Source organism: Azohydromonas sediminis (assembly GCF_003574675.1).
GTDB lineage: Bacteria > Pseudomonadota > Gammaproteobacteria > Burkholderiales > Burkholderiaceae_C > Calidifontimicrobium > Calidifontimicrobium sediminis.
The window spans coordinates 20,875-37,471 of sequence record NZ_QOAZ01000033.1 but is presented as its reverse complement, the minus strand read 5'-3'; the positions used below and the strand labels follow the sequence as shown (position 1 = coordinate 37,471).

Annotated in this window: 16 protein-coding genes; 12 read left to right on the top strand and 4 right to left on the bottom strand. The window is 70.3% G+C overall.

Translation table 11 applies throughout. The features are described from left to right. On the top strand, window positions 1–492 hold a 492-nt coding region (locus DRV96_RS14705), incomplete at its 5' end, for an integrase core domain-containing protein (RefSeq protein WP_162911085.1). 12 nt (window positions 493–504) lie between these two features. Here DRV96_RS14705 and DRV96_RS14700 read toward each other — a convergent pair. Both DRV96_RS14700 and DRV96_RS14695 read right to left on the bottom strand, forming a co-directional pair. After that, complete coding sequence (locus tag DRV96_RS14700; RefSeq protein WP_162911084.1) at window positions 505–903, bottom strand: hypothetical protein; 399 nt, start codon at window positions 901–903, stop codon at window positions 505–507. Between the two features lie 178 nt (window positions 904–1,081). Continuing rightward, window positions 1,082–2,680: an FAD-binding oxidoreductase gene (locus DRV96_RS14695; RefSeq protein ID WP_119292449.1), complete on the bottom strand. Its 1,599-nt coding sequence runs from the start codon at window positions 2,678–2,680 to the stop codon at window positions 1,082–1,084. Window positions 2,681–2,932: 252 nt separating this feature from the next. Between DRV96_RS14695 and DRV96_RS14690 the strand changes: the two genes are divergently transcribed. From DRV96_RS14690 to DRV96_RS14640, 11 genes are all read left to right on the top strand, one after another. Further along, window positions 2,933–3,565 carry an XrtA/PEP-CTERM system exopolysaccharide export protein gene (locus tag DRV96_RS14690; protein WP_162911083.1) on the top strand — a complete coding sequence of 211 codons (633 nt, stop codon included), beginning with the start codon at window positions 2,933–2,935 and terminating at the stop codon, window positions 3,563–3,565. Window positions 3,566–3,631: 66 nt separating this feature from the next. Beyond that, a complete protein-coding gene (locus tag DRV96_RS14685; protein ID WP_119292447.1) occupies window positions 3,632–5,233 on the top strand; it encodes an XrtA system polysaccharide chain length determinant in 1,602 nt (533 codons plus the stop codon). A 7-nt stretch (window positions 5,234–5,240) separates the two neighbouring features. Continuing rightward, on the top strand, window positions 5,241–6,143 hold the full coding sequence (locus tag DRV96_RS14680) for an XrtA-associated tyrosine autokinase (RefSeq protein ID WP_119292445.1): 903 nt from the start codon (window positions 5,241–5,243) through the stop codon (window positions 6,141–6,143). A 2-nt stretch (window positions 6,144–6,145) separates the two neighbouring features. Continuing rightward, window positions 6,146–7,729, top strand: a complete 1,584-nt coding sequence (locus DRV96_RS14675) for a TIGR03016 family PEP-CTERM system-associated outer membrane protein (RefSeq protein ID WP_119292442.1) — start codon at window positions 6,146–6,148, stop codon at window positions 7,727–7,729. Window positions 7,730–7,733: 4 nt separating this feature from the next. Further along, the gene (locus tag DRV96_RS14670) at window positions 7,734–8,831 is read left to right on the top strand and encodes an XrtA/PEP-CTERM system-associated ATPase (protein WP_119292440.1); all 1,098 of its coding nucleotides are present in this window, start codon (window positions 7,734–7,736) and stop codon (window positions 8,829–8,831) included. Next, the gene (gene wecB, locus DRV96_RS14665; protein WP_119292438.1) at window positions 8,828–10,030 is read left to right on the top strand and encodes a non-hydrolyzing UDP-N-acetylglucosamine 2-epimerase; all 1,203 of its coding nucleotides are present in this window, start codon (window positions 8,828–8,830) and stop codon (window positions 10,028–10,030) included. The genes DRV96_RS14670 and wecB overlap by 4 nt, the downstream gene beginning before the upstream one ends. A gap of 6 nt (window positions 10,031–10,036) precedes the next feature. Next, window positions 10,037–10,906: an XrtA system polysaccharide deacetylase gene (locus tag DRV96_RS14660; RefSeq protein ID WP_119292436.1), complete on the top strand. Its 870-nt coding sequence runs from the start codon at window positions 10,037–10,039 to the stop codon at window positions 10,904–10,906. Window positions 10,907–10,922: 16 nt separating this feature from the next. Next, window positions 10,923–11,960, top strand: coding sequence for a FemAB family XrtA/PEP-CTERM system-associated protein (locus DRV96_RS14655; protein WP_119292434.1), 1,038 nt, complete (start codon window positions 10,923–10,925; stop codon window positions 11,958–11,960). A gap of 4 nt (window positions 11,961–11,964) precedes the next feature. Further along, the gene (locus DRV96_RS14650) at window positions 11,965–13,179 is read left to right on the top strand and encodes a TIGR03087 family PEP-CTERM/XrtA system glycosyltransferase (RefSeq protein WP_119292432.1); all 1,215 of its coding nucleotides are present in this window, start codon (window positions 11,965–11,967) and stop codon (window positions 13,177–13,179) included. 25 nt (window positions 13,180–13,204) lie between these two features. Further along, the gene (gene xrtA / locus DRV96_RS14645) at window positions 13,205–14,773 is read left to right on the top strand and encodes an exosortase A (protein WP_162911081.1); all 1,569 of its coding nucleotides are present in this window, start codon (window positions 13,205–13,207) and stop codon (window positions 14,771–14,773) included. A 45-nt stretch (window positions 14,774–14,818) separates the two neighbouring features. Beyond that, window positions 14,819–16,099 (top strand): nucleotide sugar dehydrogenase, encoded by a 1,281-nt coding sequence (locus DRV96_RS14640; protein ID WP_119292428.1) that lies wholly within the window; start codon window positions 14,819–14,821, stop codon window positions 16,097–16,099. Between the two features lie 5 nt (window positions 16,100–16,104). Here DRV96_RS14640 and DRV96_RS14635 read toward each other — a convergent pair whose 3' ends face one another. Then, on the bottom strand, window positions 16,105–16,350 hold the full coding sequence (locus DRV96_RS14635; RefSeq protein ID WP_119292426.1) for a type II toxin-antitoxin system HicA family toxin: 246 nt from the start codon (window positions 16,348–16,350) through the stop codon (window positions 16,105–16,107). Further along, on the bottom strand, window positions 16,347–16,553 hold the full coding sequence (locus DRV96_RS14630) for a 2-oxoisovalerate dehydrogenase (protein ID WP_119292456.1): 207 nt from the start codon (window positions 16,551–16,553) through the stop codon (window positions 16,347–16,349). Before DRV96_RS14630 ends, DRV96_RS14635 begins: the two co-directional genes overlap by 4 nt. Window positions 16,554–16,597 lie beyond the last annotated feature (44 nt).

Below are 16,597 nucleotides of genomic sequence, written 5' to 3'. Positions count from 1 at the left end.
CACGCGATGACGACCAAGCCGGTGCTGCATGGCGACAACGGCTCCACGCTCAAGGCCACGACGGTGCTGGCGATGCTGTACTGGCTGGGCGTCAAGCCGTCGTACTCGCGCCCGCGCGTGAGCGACGACAACGCCTACGTGGAGAGTCTGTTCCGCACGGCGAAGTACCGACCGGAGTTCCCGGACAAGGGCTTCGCCGACCTCGACGAGGCCCGCGCGTGGGCGTCGCACTTCGTGCGCTGGTACAACCACGAGCACCGTCACAGCGGCATCCGTTACGTCAGCCCGGCGCAGCGTCACGCGGGCGACGACACGGCGATCCTCGCGGCGCGCCACGCGCTGTACCTGCAGGCTCGCGAGCGCCACCCGCGCCGCTGGTCGGGCGTCACGCGCAACTGGACGCCCATCGCTGCGGTGACTCTGAACCCTGAACGCGACGCCGTCGTCAAGGCACGCTCGGGGTGCGTCGATACGCAGCCACTGGCTGCATGAACGAGGCGACAACTACCTTGACGCGCGCCGGGGGTCGTCAAGCGTCAGCGTGGAGCGCAGCACCGCGCCGGTGATTCCGCTGCCCGAGGGGATCGGGAAGTTGTTGTGCGTCAGCGTGTTGCCGGTGCCGAGGAACGGGGCCACCGTCGGAGGCGCGCCGCCGCCGATGTAGGTGTCCAGCGAACCGGCGGACGGGCTGTTGCTGATGACCAGCGAGCTGCGCACGCCGCCGCTTGCCACCGTGTTGCCCCAGCTCAAGCTCAGCGGCGTCAGGACGACGTTCTGGCCACCGGCCACGGACAGCCACTCGCTCGACACGCTGTAGTTCCGCGTATCCACGATGGCTGCGTGGGCCGATGAAGCGGCCGTAAGCACGATTGCCGCCAGCGCTGTCTTCCAGTGTCTTGCCATGGTCTATCTCCAAATCGTTACATCGCGCAACGGCTGGAGTCGACGAAGCAAATTGCGTGCCAATCGAGTTTCGGGCTAAAAACCCATTACGGATCAAATACTTGCCGCACACAGGAGACGTTGCTGCGACTCTGCCGGCCCGATTGTGTAAGCAAATCCGACGCACGTGGCGTTGCGCCTACCGGGCATAACGAGCTGGTGCGATCACGCGCTGTGGGTCGATCGCTTGGCGCAGCAGGTCGCTGAACCGCCCCGACGCCGTCATCGCGGCAGCGAGGTGACCCATCGAGTCGATGCCGACCCGATATGGAGCAAACCCCTCGGCCAGCGCTTGCTCGAGGAGCGCCTTGAGGCAGGCTTGCGCCTTGGCGGCTTGACCGGCCGCCCCGCGGTCGAAGAGGATGGGTACCGTGCTGTCCAGGACGCGGTCGTTGAGCGACGTCAGCGTGAGAAGCGGCTCGATGCCGTGCGCCCGGGTCAGCGGCGCGACCATGTCGACGAGCCTTCGCGCCGATTCGCCTCGCATCGGCACCAGGGGCGCGAACCAGAGAATGCCGCAGCCGTCCCGCGCTGGATCCAGTGCGCCTTGGGCCGGCCTTTGCCCACTGCGCCAATAGGCGAGCGGCAAGGCGGTCTCGTTGGGCCGCCCGCCCACAAGATCGAGCGAGCGCGCCAGCGTGCCCGCCGTGCGGGCAAGGCGCTGCCCCCAGGGGCCTGGCAGCCAGCGCACGGCGCGCGACAGTGTCCGCGCGCGTTGCGGCGTGAAGAACAGCATGCGGCTCGCGATGCCGCGAAAGGCGGCGCGCAGTTCGTGCCGGGCGGCACGCGCGGTACGCCGGGTACCGTACACCGTCGCGAAACCGGTCCACGGCGCTACCTGGTACTGCCGGCCCATCGCCTCGATGACGGCGGGGGGGATGAGCCCGTCGGCGCCGACGGCCTCGGCGGGGTACGGTGCGGCCATCGCGAGCACGCGGTGGCGGTTCATCAGGTTGATGCCGCCGACGGTGCCGGGCAGCGTCGCCAGTGCGTGCCGCACGCGGTCCACGGCGGGCTCGAGCAGGCTGTCGTCGGCCAGCGAGAAGATGCAAGACATCACGCACTCGGGCCGCCGCGCCAGCGCGATCGACATGCGCGTGACGATGCCGAAGCCGCTCTGGGTGAACAGTCCCGCGGTGTACGGGCCGATGCCCCACTTGAACAGCCGCGCCACCTCCTCGCCGCCCAATTCGCGCAGTGCCGTGCGATAGACGCTGCCGTCGCCGAGCACGGCCTCGAGGTCCGTCACGGCGCCGAAGTGATCGGTGTAGGGGGTGATGCCGTAGCCGCGCTCCAGCGCGTTGGCGAGCAGGCTGCACGACGGACCAGCACCGGTGGTGGGCACCATGTAGGGGTGGCCGCCGGCGTCGAGGAACTCGGCCAGCATGCCCTGCGTGACACCCGGCTCGACCGTCACCACGCCGAGCTCGGCGTCGAAGTGCAGGATCCGGCGCAGGCCGGACAGGTCGACGATCGTGCAGCCGTCCTGCGCCGGCAAGGCCGTGCCGTAGCCCCAGTTGTGCCCGGTGCTGATCGGATACAGCGGGGTGCCGTGACGCTGGGCGATGCGCACGACCTCGGGCAGGTCGCCGCTGTCGGTGATCTTCAGCGCCGCCGGGATGACGCGCTTGGCGCCACCGGTATCGGCGCCGTAGGCCGCCTGGGCCTCGGCTGCCGTGAGCACGCACTGCGCACCCAGCAAGGCCCGCCATTCGCCAATTGCGCCCTCGATGTTCATGGCGTGGCCGCCGCGCTGTGAATCGCCGCAACGTGAACTATTGGTTGGCGTACCCCCTCACTCAGATGGTTGCCCGAGACGGGTGCTGCAGTGGCGTGTGACATCATTCAGCGGTATGTTCTTCGGCGATGCAGGGTCAGTGGCACCTCTGCATCGTAACTGCCGGCCGGGCGGAGTCGCGAGGGTGAGCCGCTACTTCGCGGTCACGCTCCCGTGTCAGGCACCTTGTGCGGCCAGGAAAAGGGACGACGTATGAATCATCGATCGGGCTTCATGGGGCGCGGTGCCCGTTGGCTGGTGGCCTTCACGGCGGTCGGCTTGTTGGCCGCCTGCAGCAGCGCCCCCGATTTCCCTCCCGCGCCGCGCACCGCCGCCACCCCCGACTACCGCTACATCATCGGCGCCGGCGACAGCGTGACGGTGTTCGTCTGGCGCAACCCCGAGGTGACGACGACGGTGCCGGTGCGGCCCGACGGCCGCATCGCCGCGCCGCTGATCGACGAGATCATGGCGCAGGGCAAGACGCCGAAGGAACTCGCGCGCGAGGTCGAGAAGGAGCTCTCCAAGTACATCGTCGACCCGCAGGTCACGATTCTGGTCGGCGGCTTCGTCGGGCCGTACAGCGAGCAGATCCGCGTCGTCGGCGAGGCCGCACGGCCGCAGTTCCTGTCGTACAAGCAGAACATGACGCTGCTAGATGTGATGATCGCCGTCGGCGGCCTGACCGACTTCGCCGACGGCAACAAGGCCACGATCCTGCGCACGTCGGAGGGCAACAAGCAGTACTCGGTGCGCCTGCGCGACCTGCTCAAGCGTGGCGACGTGTCGGCCAACGTCGACGTCAAGCCGGGCGACATCCTGATCATCCCCGAGAGCTGGTTCTGACGCCCAACACGCTCTGACGCGGCCGGCGCCGTTGCGCCGCCGCCTTTGGCACCACCGGATCACGCGATGGAAGAACTCCTGAAACAGCTGCAGACCGTGCTGCGCGGGATGTGGAAGTACCGCTGGCCGGCGCTGATCGTGTCGTGGGTCGTCACGGCCATCGGCGTGGCCGTGGTGCTGAAGATCCCCGACCAGTACGAGGCCTCGGCGCGCATCTACGTCGACACGCAGTCGATCCTCAAGCCGCTGATGTCGGGGCTGGCGATCCAGCCCAACGTCGAGCAGCAGGTGTCGCTGCTCAGCCGCACGCTGATCAGCCGGCCCAACGTCGAGAAGCTGATCCGCATGGCCGACCTCGATCTGAACGCCAAGACGAAGGCGCAGCAGGAGGAGCTGATCAACGACCTGATGAAGGACCTGAAGATCAGCCAGGCGCGCGGCGACAACCTGTACAACCTGTCGTACCGCAACGAGGACCGCGACAAGGCGCAGCGCGTGATCCAGTCGCTGGTGTCGATCTTCGTCGAGTCGAGCCTGGGCCAGACGCGTCGCGACTCCGACGTCGCCAAGGCCTTCATCAACGAGCAGATCAAGCAGTACGAGCAGCGCCTCGAGGAGGCCGAGGCGCGGCTGAAGGAGTTCCGCCTGCGCAACATCGACCGCCAGCTGGTGGCGGGCGGCGAAGACTCGCTCGCACGCGTCAACGCCTTGGCCACGCAGCTCGACCAGGCGCGCATGCAGCTGCGCGAGGCCGAGAACGCGCGCGACGCCGCGAAGGCGCAGCTCGAGGCGCTCAAGAAGGGCGAGGGTGCCGCCCCGGTCGGCGGCGGCCTGCTGCAAAGCCCCGCGCTGGCGGTGGCCACGCCCGAGATCGACGCGCGCATCGATGCGACCAAGCGCAACCTCGACGGGCTGCTGCTGCGCTACACCGAGCAGCACCCGGACGTGGTGAGCGCGCGCCGGCTGTTGAAGGACCTCGAGGAACAGAAGGCCAGGGAAATCGCCCGGCTGCAGGAAGAGGCCAAGGCCGCGGCCGCGAACGCGCCGGCGGCCGACGGCGCGATGGGCGGTGGCACGTTCATGGCGCAGCAGCTCGGCCAGATGGTCGCTTCGGCCGAGGTCCAGGTGGCTTCGCTGCGCGCGCGCGTGAACGAGATCGCCGCGCGCCACCAGCAGGCGATCGCGAACCTGCGCACCGCGCCGGCGCTCGAGGCCGAGCTCGCGCAGCTCAACCGCGACTACGCGATCCACAAGAAGAACTACGACGACCTCGTCGCGCGGCGCGAGTCGGCCGCGATGTCGGGCGAGCTCGAGGTGGCCGCCGGCGTCGCCGAATTCCGCCTGATCGACCCGCCGCGCGTCAACCCGAAGCCGGTGGCGCCGAACCGGCTGCTGCTGATGCCGCTGGCGCTGGTGGCGGGGCTGGGCATCGCGGTGTTCCTCGCCTTCGCGGCGAGCCAGCTGCGGCCGGTGTTCCACGACGGCGGCGAGCTGCGGCTGAAGACGCAGCTGCCGCTGATCGGTGTCGTCTCGGCGGTGATGAGCGATGCGGCGCGCCGGCGCCAGAAGCTCGAGCTCGTCAAGTTCTGGTCGGCCTCGGGCAGCCTCGTGCTGCTGTTCATGGCCGGCATGGCGGTGATGGCCTTCATGGCCCAGCGTGCGGTGTGAGGCCCCTATGAGCAGCCTGATCGAAAAAGCGGCGCAGCGTCTGGCGCAGTTGCGCGCGGCCGGCGTCGAGGTGCCCGAACCCGCGCCGATCGCGGCGGCCGGCGCCTCAGCCGTGGCCGCGCCGCCGCCAGCCGCTCCCGCCGTCACGTCGCGCCGCGTCGAGCTCGACCTCGACCTGCTCGCGCGCAACGGCATCGTCACGCCGAACGCGCCGCGCTCGCGGCTGGGCGACCAGTTTCGCGTCATCAAGCGCCCGCTGCTGCACAACGCCAGCGGCAAGGGCGCCTCGACGATCAACCACGCGAACCTGATCATGATCACGAGCGCCTTGCCCGGCGAGGGCAAGACGTTCACCGCGCTGAACCTGGCGATGAGCATCGCCACCGAGCTCGACCACACGGTGATGCTCGTCGACGCCGACGTCGCGCGCCCGGCCGTGCTGAAGAACCTCGGCCTGCCCGAGGGGCCGGGCCTGCTCGACCTCATCGACGGCTCGGTCCAGATGCACGAGGCGCTGCTGCGGACCAACGTCGACAAGCTCACGCTGCTGCCCAGCGGCACGCCGCACCAGCGCGCCACCGAGATGCTGGCCAGCGAGGGCATGCGCCGCCTGCTCGACGACATCGCCAACCGCTACCCGGACCGCATCGTCATCTTCGACTCGCCCCCGCTGCTGCTGACGACCGAATCGCGCGTGCTGGCGACGAACATGGGCCAGATCGTCATCGTCGTGCAGGCCGGGCGCACGAAGCAAAGCGACGTGCAGGCCGCGCTCGACACGATCGAGGCCTGCCCGGTGCGGCTGATGCTGCTCAACCAGGTGCGCAGCGAGCCCGAGGCGGCGTATGGCTACGGGTACGGCTACGGTTACGGCCACGGCCGCGGCGGCGAGCCGAAGCCGGCGACGTGACGATGGCCTCGCGCCGCCGCCCGGCCGCGACGGCCCGTGCGCCCGAGCTGGCGCGCTTCTCGCGCGCCGCGCTGCCGCCACTGTGGCGCCCAGGCAGCGTGGCGCTCGCGGCGCTGATGGCACTCGGTGCGCACGCGCAGACGGCCGGTGACCTGAGGTATTACGTCCAGCCGAGCATCAGCGTCTCGCAGACGCTGACCGACAACGGCGGCCTCGACAAGGACGGTCAGGCCGAGGCGATCACGCAGGTCACGCCCGCCGTGCGCGTCAGCGCGCGCGGGCAGCGCGTGCAGGGTTCGATCGACTACGCGCTCAACGGCGTCGTCTACGCGCGCGAGAGCGACCGCAGCACGATCCAGAACCGGCTGAGCCTGAACAGCTCGGGGGGGCTGGAGCTGGTCGAGAACCACCTCTATCTCGACGCCAGCGCGCAGGCGTCGCAGCAGCTGACCACCGCGTTCGGCCAGCAAACGCCCGGCGGCCTGCCGGGCGGCGACACGACGCAGGTCTACACGTACACGCTGTCGCCGTACCTCGTCGGGCGGCTGGGCAGCGTCGCGAACCTCACCGCGCGCGTGACGCACTCGCAGACGATCACGCCCGACGCGTCGCGCTTCGGTGCGACGACCGACTCGGCGCAACTCGCGCTCAACAGCGGTTCGAGCTTCAGCCGCCTGGGCTGGGCGCTGGTGGCCACGCGCTCCGTCAGCGACTACGACGCCAGCCGCCGCACCGAGGCCGACAGCGTGCTCGGCACCCTGTCGTACCGCGTGACGCCCGAGTTCGTCGTGCGCGCCAGCGCCGGCGCCGACTGGAACGACTACCGCACCGTCGACAAGACGCGCTACGACCGCTACGGCGTCGGCTTCGACTGGCGGCCCACCGTGCGCACGACCCTGTCGGCGCAGGTCGACGACCGCTACTTCGGCACCGGCTACAACGTCACGTTCCAGCACCGCACGCCGCGCACCGTGTGGACGCTGCGCGCCAGCCGCGACGCGAGCGAGATCAACGGCCGCGGCAACGCGGCGGTGGCGACGGTGTTCGACCTGCTGTACGCGCAGTTCGCGTCGATCGAGCCCGACCCGCTCAAGCGCGAGCAGCTCGTGCTCGCGTTCCTGCAGGCCAACGGCATTGCGCCCGGCACGCTGGTGTTCACCAACGTCCTGTTCGGTGCCGCATCGCTGCAGGAGACGCAGTCGCTGTCGTTCGCGCTGCTCGGCCGGCGCACGACGGTGACGGTGACGCTGACCAACTCGCGGACCAGCCGCCTCGACACGTTGGCCACCGGCATCGGCGACGACTTCGCGAACACCGACTTCGTGCGGCAGCAGGGCGTCAGCGTCAACCTCGCGCACCGGCTGTCGGCGGTGTCGTCGGCCAGCCTCGCGCTGTCGCAGCAGCGCAACGAGGGCGAGCTGGACACGCAGCGCACGCGCCAGCGCACCGTCACGCTGACGTGGACGACGCAGACCGGGCGGCGCAGCAGCCTGTCGCTGGCGGCGCGCCACGTCTCGTTCGACAGCGACACCCGCCCCTACACCGAGAACGCGCTCGTCGGCACGTTCAGCTACCGCTTCAACTGAGCCCATGTACGAACAGTTCTACGGGCTTGCGAGCAAGCCGTTCCAGCTGAACCCGGATCCGGCGTTCTACTTCGGCAGCAAGCAGCACAGCCGCGCGAAGGCCTACCTCGAGTACGGCATCTCGCGCAACGAGGGCTTCATCGTCGTCACCGGCGAGATCGGCGCCGGCAAGACGACGCTGCTGCGCACGCTGATCGACAGCCTGCACGGCTCCAACGTGACGATCGGCAACCTGGTGACGACGCAGCTCGGCGCCGAGGACACGCTGCGCATGGTCGGCGCGGCGTTCGGCTTCAAGGTCAAGGACGTGCCGAAGTCGGAGCTGCTGATCACGCTCGAGGCCTTCCTGCTGAGCCAGACGACGCAGGGCAAGAAGTGCCTGCTGATCGTCGACGAGGCGCAGAACCTGTCGCCCAAGGCCGTCGAGGAACTGCGCATGCTGTCGAACTTCCAGTTCGGCAACCAGGCGCTGCTGCAGAGCTTCCTCGTCGGACAGCCCGAGTTCCGCGAGATCCTGCAGCGCCCCGAGATGGAGCAGTTCCGCCAGCGCGTCGCGGCGAGCTGCCACATCGGCCCGCTCGACCGCGAAGAGACGCAGCGCTACATCGAGCACCGGCTGAAGAAGGCCGGCTCGAAGGGCAAGCCCAGCTTCGACGCCGCGGCGTTCGATGCGATCCACCGCGTCAGCGGCGGCATCCCGCGGCGCATCAACTCGGTGTGCGACCGGCTGCTGCTGCTCGGCTTCCTGGCCAACAAGACGGCGCTCAACGCCGACGACGTCGCCGAGGTGGCCAAGGAGTTCGAGCAGGAGGCGTACGTGCCGCCCAAGCCCGCGGCGCCCGCCGCCGTTGCGCTGGCGGCGGGCGGCGTGCAGGCCGCCGCCGATCTCGACGTCGACCTGACGACGCTCGAGCTCGACCCCGAGCTCGCGCACAGCCTGCAGCAGCAGCTCGCGCAGCTCAGCGCCGAGCAGAAGCTCGACCAGATGCAGCGGCTCGAGCGCAGCCTGCTGCGGCTCGAGCGGCTGCACGTGCAGACGCTCGCGCTGCTGAAGAAGCTGGTCGACGCGGCCGCGAAGCCGCGCGGCGAGGACAAGCCATGACGGGCGCGGCGCCGGCCATCGCCGACGCCGCCGGCGGCATCGGCGGCGCGGCGGGGCTCGGTCCCGTGCTGTGCGTCGTCGGCGCGCGGCCCAACTTCATGAAGATGGCGCCGATCCTGCGCGCGCTCGCCAGCCACCGCCCGGCGATCCCGGCGCTGCTGGTGCACACCGGCCAGCACTACGACGCCGAGATGAACGACCGGCTGTTCGACGACCTGCGGCTGCCGCGGCCCGACGTCAACCTCGAGGTCGGCTCGGGCACGCACGCGGTGCAGACGGCCGAGGTGATGAAGCGCTTCGAGCCGGTCGTCGACCAGCACCGGCCGTCGTGCGTCGTCGTCGTCGGCGACGTCAACTCGACGCTCGCGTGCACGCTGGTCGCGGTCAAGAAGCACGTGCCGGTCGTGCACGTCGAGGCCGGGCTGCGCAGCCACGACCGCCGCATGCCCGAAGAGATCAACCGCGTGCTGACCGACCAGGTCGCCGACCGCCTGTACACGACCGAGCGCAGCGCGCTCGCGCACCTGCAGCGCGAAGGCGTGCCCGCCGAGCGCGTGGTCTTCGTCGGCAACGTGATGATCGACTCGCTGCTGCACCACCGCGACCTCGCGCGCGCGCCGGCGGCGACGCTGCGCGCGCACGGGCTCGACCCCGCGCTGCTCGACCACCGCCACGGCTACGGCGTGGTCACGCTGCACCGGCCGTCGAACGTCGACGACGCGGCCACGCTCGCCGGCGTGCTCGGCACGCTGGCCGCGGTCGCGTCGCAGCTGCCGCTGGTGTTTGCGATGCACCCGCGCACGCGCGCCAACGTCGAGCGCTTCGGCCTGCAGCACCTCATCGATGCGCAGCGCATCGCCGTGCTGCCGCCGCAGGGCTACCTCGAGATGCTGGGCCTGATGGCCGGCGCCACCGTGGTGCTGACCGACTCGGGCGGGCTGCAGGAGGAGACCACCGCGCTCGGCGTGCCGTGCCTGACGATGCGTGAGAACACCGAGCGGCCGATCACGATCGAGCAGGGCACCAACACGCTGGTCGGCCGCGACCGCGACGCGATCCTCGGCGCGGTGGCCGAGATCCTGCTCGGCCGCGGCAAGCGCGGGCGCGTGCCCGAGCTGTGGGACGGCCACGCCGCCGAGCGCATCGCCGCCGACCTGTGGCGCTGGCTGCATGCCCGTCACGAATCGACGCCACGATAGCGGACGATGGTGCAGGCTGCGATCACCAACGCGCTGACGATCGACGTCGAGGACTACTTCCAGGTCTCGGCGTTCGCGCCCTACATCGCGCGCCACGACTGGGACCGGCGCGAGTGCCGCGTCGAGCGCAACGTCGACCGCATCCTGCAGCTGCTGGCCGACCACGGCACGCAGGCCACGTTCTTCACGCTCGGCTGGGTCGCCGAGCGCTACCCGCAGCTCGTGCGCCGCATCGTCGACGGCGGCCACGAGCTGGCCAGCCACGGCTACGGCCACGAGCGCGCGAGCGACCTGACGCGCGACGCGTTCATGCACGACGTCACGCGCGCCAAGGCGCTGCTCGAGGACGTCTCGGGCCAGGCGGTGCACGGCTACCGCGCGCCGAGCTTCTCGATCGGGCGGCGCAACCTGTGGGCCTTCGAATGCCTCGCGCGCGCCGGCCACCGCTACAGCTCGAGCATCTACCCGATCCGCCACGACCACTACGGCATGCCCGACGCACCGCGCTTCGCGCACCGCGTGCACGGCGACCTGCTCGAGGTGCCGGCCACGACGCTGCGCCTGTTCGAGCGCAACCTGCCGTGCAGCGGCGGCGGCTACTTCCGCCTGCTGCCGTATCCGGTGTCGCGCTGGATGATCCGCCGCGTCAACGCCGCCGACGGGCAGGCCGCGGTGTTCTATTTCCACCCGTGGGAGATCGATGCGCAGCAGCCGCGCATCGACGGCATCGACGCGAAGACGCGCTTTCGCCACTACGTCAACATCCCGCGCGTCGAGCGGCGCCTCGGGCAGCTGCTGCGCGACTTCCGCTGGGGGCGCATGGACCACATCTTCCTGCGCGGCGGCGCGACGGCGCCGCTGAAGCAGGCGGCCTGACGTGCGGGACACGGCGATGCCGACGATCCACCGCCTCGACCCCCGCGACGCCGCCACCGCGCGGCGCTGGGACGAGTTCGTCTTCGCGTGCCCGAAGGCGACGTTCTTCCACCGCAGCGGCTGGCAACGGCTAATGCGCACCGTCTTCCGCCACGAGACGCACTTCCTGTTCAGCGAGTCGGGCGGGCGCATCGACGGCGTGCTGCCGCTGGCGCGCGTCAGGAGCCTGCTGTTCGGCCATGCGCTGGTCAGCCTGCCGTTCGCCGTCTACGGCGGCGTGGCGGCCGACCACGAGCCGGCCGCGCAAGCGCTCGAGCACGAGGCGCAGCAGCTCGCGCAGCGGCTGGGTGTCGAACACCTCGAGCTGCGCCAGCTCGAGCCCCGCCACCCCGACTGGCCGCGGCAGGACCTGTACGTCACGTTCCGCAAGCCGATCGCCCCCGACGAGGAGGCCAACCTGCTCGCGATCCCGCGCAAGCAGCGTGCGATGGTGCGCAAGGGCATCCAGCGCGGGCTGCAGGCCCACCTCGACGACGGCGTCGAGCGCTTCTTCGCCCTGTACGCCGACAACGTCCACCGCCACGGCACGCCGGCGCTGCCCAAGCGCTACTTCCAGGCGTTGCGCGACACCTTCGGCCCCGACTGCGACGTGCTCACCGTGACCACCGCCGAGGGCCGGCCCGTCAGCAGCGTGCTGAGCTTCTACTTCCGCGACGAGGTGCTGCCGTACTACGCCGGCGACGCCGAGGCCGCGCGCGAGCTCGCGGCCAACGACTTCAAGTACTGGGAGCTGATGCGCCGCGCGTGCGCGAAGGGCCTGAAGACCTTCGACTACGGCCGCAGCAAGCAGGGCACCGGCAGCTACGCGTTCAAGAAGAACTGGGGCTTCGAGCCGCAGCCGCTGCACTACGAGTACCGCCTCTACAAGCGCGACGCGGTGCCGCAGAACAACCCGGCCAACGCCAAGTTCCGGCTGATGATCGAAGCGTGGCGGCGTCTGCCGCTGGCGGTGGCGAACTGGCTCGGGCCGCACATCGTTCGGAATCTCGGGTGACGAGGTGAACCTGCTCTACCTCGTCCATCGCCTGCCGTACCCGCCCAACAAGGGCGACAAGGTGCGCTCGTACCACCTGCTGCGCCACCTCGCGGCGCGGCACCGCGTCTTCCTCGGCAGCTTCGTCGACGACCCCGACGACGAGGCGCACGCCGACACGCTGCGCCAGTGGTGCGCCGACCTGCACCTGGCGCGGCTGCACCCGAGGAGCGCGAAGATCCAGAGCCTGCCGGCGCTGCTCGGCGACGAGCCGCTGACGCTGCGTTACTACCGCGACGCCGGGCTCGCGCAGTGGGTTCGCGCGGTCGCCGCGCGCGAGCGGCTCGACGCGGTGGTCGTGTTCTCGTCGTCGATGGCGCAGTACGCCGAGGGACTCGGGCTGCCGGTGCTCGTCGACTTCGTCGACGTCGACTCGGCGAAGTGGACGCAGTACGCCGAGCACCACCGCTGGCCGCTGTCGTGGGTCTACCGGCGCGAGGGCGAGCGGCTGCTCGCGGTCGAGCGCGCGGTGGCGTCGCGCGCCGCGCGCGCGTTCTTCGTCACCGACGCCGAGGCCGCGCTGTTTCGCCGGCTCGCGCCCGAGTGCGCGGCGCGCGTCGTCACCTCGGGCAACGGCGTCGACGCCGACCACTTCGCGCCGGATCCTGCGCGGGGCTTGCCCTTCGCGGCCGGCGAGGTGCCGGTCGTGTTCACCGGCGCGATGGACTACTGGCCCAACGTCGACGCGGTGACCTGGTTCGCGCGCGAGGCGCTGCCCGCGCTGCGCGAGCGCTGGCCGGCGCTGCGCTTTCACATCGTCGGCCGCTCTCCGGCGCCGGCGGTGCAGGCCCTGGCGGGCGACGCGGTCCACGTCACCGGCACCGTGCCCGACGTGCGGCCGTACCTGCAGCACGCCGCCGTCGTCGTCGCGCCGCTGCGTGTGGCGCGCGGCATCCAGAACAAGGTGCTCGAGGCGATGGCGATGGCGCGCCCGGTCGTCGCGGCCGCGGGCTGTGCGCAGCCGATCGGCGCGCGCCTCGGCGACGAACTGATCGCAGCCGCCGACGCCCCGGGCTTCGTGCGCGAAGTCGACGCGCTGCTGCGCGATCCGGCGCGTGCGGCCGCCGTCGGCGCGGCGGGCCGCCGCCGCGTCGTCGATCACCACAGCTGGCCGGCGCAGCTCGCGCCGATCGACGTGGCGCTCGATGCGCTGCGCACGGCGCAGCCGCTGGCCGCCTGAACGCCCGCCCACGAAGGCCGCACGCATGAGCGCGATCCCCGCCGACCTGCGACTCGCCTCGCCGTGGCGCACGGCGCTGCCCGCCGTCGTCGCGCTCGTCGTCGCGATCGCGCTGATCTACCGCGACACGCTGATGGCGATGGTCGACGTGTGGTCGCGCTCCGACACGTTCGCGCACGGCTGGGTCGTCGCGCCGATCAGCCTGTGGCTGATCTGGCGCCAGCGCGAGCGGCTGGCGGCGCTGACGCCGAAGCCCGCGCCGTGGGTGCTGCTGCCGATGGCCGCGCTCGCGCTCGCGTGGTTCGCGGCCGACCTCGTCGTCGTCAACGCGCCGGCGCAGTTCGCCTTCGTCGGGCTGCTGATCCTCGCGGTGCCGGCCGTGCTCGGCGTCGCGGTGACGCGCACGATCCTGTTCCCGCTGCTGTTCCTGCTGTTCGCGGTGCCGTTCGGCGAGTTCACGGTGCAGCCGATGATGGAGTGGACGGCCGACTTCGTCGTGCTCGCGCTGCAGTGGACCGGCGTGCCGGTGTACCGCACTGGGCTGCACTTCGTGATTCCGAGCGGCAGCTGGTCGGTGATCGACGAGTGCAGCGGGGTGCGCTACCTGATGGCGTCGTTCATGGTGGGCTCGCTGTTCGCCTACCTGAACTACCGGTCGTACAAGAAGCGCGCCGTGTTCATGGCGTTCTCGCTGGTGGTGCCCATCGTCGCCAACTGGCTGCGCGCGTACATGATCGTGATGCTCGGGCACCTGTCGGGCAACCGGATCGCGGTCGGCGTCGACCACATCCTGTACGGCTGGGTGTTCTTCGGCATCGTGATCTTCGTCATGTTCGTCGTCGGGATGCGCTGGGCCGACCCCGACGAGCCGCCGGCCGGCGCGCCGGCGCCGGGGCTCGGTGCCGCGGCGTCGCAGGCGGCGACGCAGCGCGCGCTGGCGGTGCTGGCCGGCGCCGCGATCGTGGCGCTGGCCCCGCACGCGGCATTGTGGGGGCTGCAGGCGTCGGAGCGCGCGCAGGCGGCGCCGCAGCTGCAGCTGCCGCCGTCGTTCGCGGCCTGGAACGCCGTCGAGGCGCCGGCCCTCGGCTGGACGCCGCACTTCGTGAACCCGTCGCTCGCGGTGACGCGCAGCTACAGCAGCCCCGCCGGCACCGTCACCGCGCACGTCTTCTATTACCGTGCACAGAACGCCGAGCGCAAGCTCGTCAATTCGCTCAACGGGTTGGTCAGCCACAACGAGCGTCAGTGGACGGTCAAGCGCCCGGGCACCGTCACGGTGGACTTGGGCGGCCAGGCCGTCACGCTGCGCTCGGCCGAAGTCGTCGGGCCCGAGCGCGGCAGCGTGGTGCCGCGCGAGCACCTCGTCGTCTGGCACGGCTACTGGGTCGACGGTCGCTTCCTCGTCGGCGACCTGCAGGCCAAGCTCGCCGGCGCGGCCTCGCGCCTGCGCGGCCACGGCGACGACGGCGCCGTGATCGTGCTGCAGGCCGCCGAAGCGACACCCGAAGCGTCGACGGCCGCGCTGCAGGTCTTCGCGCGCGAGGCCCTCGGGGAACTGGCAGCCGCGTTGGAGCGCACGCAGACCGGGCGCTGAGCGCGGCCACGACAGAACGAATCGTCATCGGAAAAGGGAGTCCTCATGAACACGGTCGCCGTCATCGGTCTGGGCTACGTGGGCCTGCCGCTGGTCGTCGAGTTCGGCAAGCACATGCGCACGATCGGTTTCGACATCGCGCAGCACAAGGTCGACGCGTGCCGGCGCGGCACCGACCCGTCGCGCGAGCTCAGCGACGAGGAGATGGCGCAGGCGCGCCACGCCGTCTACACGAGCGATGCGGCGATGCTCGGCGAGGCCGACATCATCGTCGTCGCGGTGCCCACGCCGGTCGACGACGCGAAGATCCCCGACTTCCGCCCGCTGATCGGCGCGAGCTCGAGCGCCGGCCGCCACATGAAGAAGGGCGCGATCGTCGTCTACGAGAGCACGGTGTATCCCGGCGCAACCGAGGAGGTCTGCATCCCGGTGCTCGAGCGGGAGAGCGGGATGAAGTGGAAGCAGGACTTCTTCGTCGGCTACAGCCCCGAGCGCATCAACCCCGGCGACAAGGAGCACACGCTGACGAAGATCCTGAAGATCGTCAGCGGCGACACGCCCGAGACGCTGGAGAAGGTCGCGAAGCTGTACGAGACGATCGTCGAGCCCGGCGTGCACCGCGCGAGCAGCATCAAGGTCGCCGAGGCGGCCAAGGTCATCGAGAACACGCAGCGCGACCTCAACATCGCGCTGATGAACGAGCTGGCGATCATCTTCGACAAGCTCGGCATCGACACCAGCGAGGTGCTCGAGGCCGCCGGCACCAAGTGGAACTTCCTCAAATTCAAGCCGGGGCTGGTCGGCGGCCACTGCATCGGCGTCGACCCGTACTACCTGACGCACAAGGCCGACATGATCGGCTACCACCCGCAGGTGATCCTGGCCGGGCGGCGCATCAACGACGGCATGGGCAAGTTCGTCGCCGAGCAGACCGTCAAGCACATGATCGCCGCGGGCAGCTACATCAAGGGCGCCAAGGTCAACGTGCTCGGCCTCACTTTCAAGGAGAACTGCGGCGACCTGCGCAACAGCAAGGTCATCGACATCATCCGCGAGCTGCAGAGCTACGGCGTCGAGGTGCACGTGACCGACCCGCTGGCCGCGCCCGACGAGGCGATGCACGAATACGGCGTCAGGCTCGAGCGCTTCGAGGACCTGCCGCGGGCGGATGCGATCGTCGCCGCGGTGGCGCACCGCGACTACATGAGCCTCGGCCTAGAGGACTTCAGCCGCAAGATGGTCAAGGGCGGCGCGTTCATCGACGTGAAGGCGGCGTTCGACCCGAAGGCGTTCGAGGCGGCGGGGTACAAGGTGTGGCGTCTGTGATCGACTCACGCCAGCAAGCGCCTCAGCAGCTCGTCCCGACTGACGCCCTGCCGCTCGGCGATGGCACCGACGATGGCCGCAAGCGTCCCGATGCGCAACGGATCGTGGAGCGGGATCGTCACATGGTGTTCGCCGCGGGAGTCCAGGGCCGTCAGTCGCACGTGACTGCCGCTTTGGCGCATGGGCGTGTAGCCGAGCTTACCCAGGCGCCGAATGAGCTCGTCGCCAGAGAGGTCGCGCGGCAACCTCATGGCTGCAGCACTTCTTCGCGCGTGATGTGAAGGCGGATGATGCCGGGCATGTCATCCGGCTCGAAGTGACAGCGCACGGCGTCGCGGACTTGCTCGTGGAGTTGCTGCAGGTCGTCGGCTTCGGTGAAGATGTCGGCGCCAACGGCTCGTGCCAAGTAACCACCTTCTTGGGCTTCTTCGACGATGAAGTGGAGCTCGGTCATGGCGTCGGTCTTCCTGCAAAGCGGCGGGGGTGACATTGCATTGT

Excerpts from the sequence above, each read along its gene's own strand:
- DRV96_RS14700 (WP_162911084.1), bottom strand. The coding sequence starts at position 903 with ATGGCAAGACACTGGAAGACAGCGCTGGCGGCAATCGTGCTTACGGCC.
- DRV96_RS14695 (WP_119292449.1), bottom strand. The coding sequence starts at position 2,680 with ATGAACATCGAGGGCGCAATTGGCGAATGGCGGGCCTTGCTGGGTGCG.
- DRV96_RS14690 (WP_162911083.1), top strand. The coding sequence starts at position 2,933 with ATGAATCATCGATCGGGCTTCATGGGGCGCGGTGCCCGTTGGCTGGTG.
- DRV96_RS14685 (WP_119292447.1), top strand. The coding sequence starts at position 3,632 with ATGGAAGAACTCCTGAAACAGCTGCAGACCGTGCTGCGCGGGATGTGG.
- DRV96_RS14680 (WP_119292445.1), top strand. The coding sequence starts at position 5,241 with ATGAGCAGCCTGATCGAAAAAGCGGCGCAGCGTCTGGCGCAGTTGCGC.
- DRV96_RS14675 (WP_119292442.1), top strand. The coding sequence starts at position 6,146 with ATGGCCTCGCGCCGCCGCCCGGCCGCGACGGCCCGTGCGCCCGAGCTG.
- DRV96_RS14670 (WP_119292440.1), top strand. The coding sequence starts at position 7,734 with ATGTACGAACAGTTCTACGGGCTTGCGAGCAAGCCGTTCCAGCTGAAC.
- wecB (WP_119292438.1), top strand. The coding sequence starts at position 8,828 with ATGACGGGCGCGGCGCCGGCCATCGCCGACGCCGCCGGCGGCATCGGC.
- DRV96_RS14660 (WP_119292436.1), top strand. The coding sequence starts at position 10,037 with ATGGTGCAGGCTGCGATCACCAACGCGCTGACGATCGACGTCGAGGAC.
- DRV96_RS14655 (WP_119292434.1), top strand. The coding sequence starts at position 10,923 with ATGCCGACGATCCACCGCCTCGACCCCCGCGACGCCGCCACCGCGCGG.
- xrtA (WP_162911081.1), top strand. The coding sequence starts at position 13,205 with ATGAGCGCGATCCCCGCCGACCTGCGACTCGCCTCGCCGTGGCGCACG.
- DRV96_RS14640 (WP_119292428.1), top strand. The coding sequence starts at position 14,819 with ATGAACACGGTCGCCGTCATCGGTCTGGGCTACGTGGGCCTGCCGCTG.
- DRV96_RS14635 (WP_119292426.1), bottom strand. The coding sequence starts at position 16,350 with ATGAGGTTGCCGCGCGACCTCTCTGGCGACGAGCTCATTCGGCGCCTG.
- DRV96_RS14630 (WP_119292456.1), bottom strand. The coding sequence starts at position 16,553 with ATGACCGAGCTCCACTTCATCGTCGAAGAAGCCCAAGAAGGTGGTTAC.